The following is a 525-nucleotide window of genomic DNA, read 5'->3' as shown; positions in this document are numbered from 1 at the left end:
GGGGACGCGCTTTCGCATTCGGTCGTGCCCGGTGTGGCTGGGGCCTACATGCTGGGGCTGCCCTTTGCATTGGGGGCGTTTGCCGCAGGGGGGCTGGCCGCAGGGGCAATGCTGTTCCTGTCCGACCGTTCGGGGCTGAAGATCGACGTGATCATCGGCATCATCTTCACATCCTTTTTCGGGCTGGGCCTGTTACAGGCAAGGCCCTCCCGCCGACGGGGTGGAGATCTGCACCGATTACCGTTGCTTCTGGTCGCTGAACTTTGCCCTTCCAGCGCATGTTTTCGCCAAGGTGGGCGGCTTTGACGAACGGTTCACCGGATACGGCGGCGAGGATACGGACTTCGGCAAGACACTCAGCATGGCGGGGCAACGCATCGGCTGGATTGCCGGGGCAAAAGTCTACCATCAGTACCATCCCCACCATATGCCCCCCGTGCATCATCTGCACAGCGTGGTCCGGAATGCCGAGCTGTTTGCCGAAAAATGGGGGTACCGCACGATGGAGCATTGGCTCTACGCCTT

1 protein-coding gene and 1 pseudogene are annotated in these 525 nt (G+C 61.5%); both read left to right on the top strand.

From position 1 onward, the window contains the following. A pseudogene (locus TR36_RS15290) lies at positions 1–192 on the top strand (metal ABC transporter permease); the annotation flags it as partial. 100 nt (positions 193–292) lie between these two features. Further along, positions 293–525 (top strand): glycosyltransferase family 2 protein (locus tag TR36_RS14375; RefSeq protein ID WP_237763612.1); only part of this gene is annotated, 233 nt, incomplete at its 3' end.

It is taken from the genome of Falsirhodobacter sp. alg1 (genome assembly GCF_000739715.2).
GTDB lineage: Bacteria > Pseudomonadota > Alphaproteobacteria > Rhodobacterales > Rhodobacteraceae > Falsirhodobacter.
Note: the sequence above shows the minus strand (reverse complement) of the source record. Positions and strands in the feature narration are given on the sequence as shown.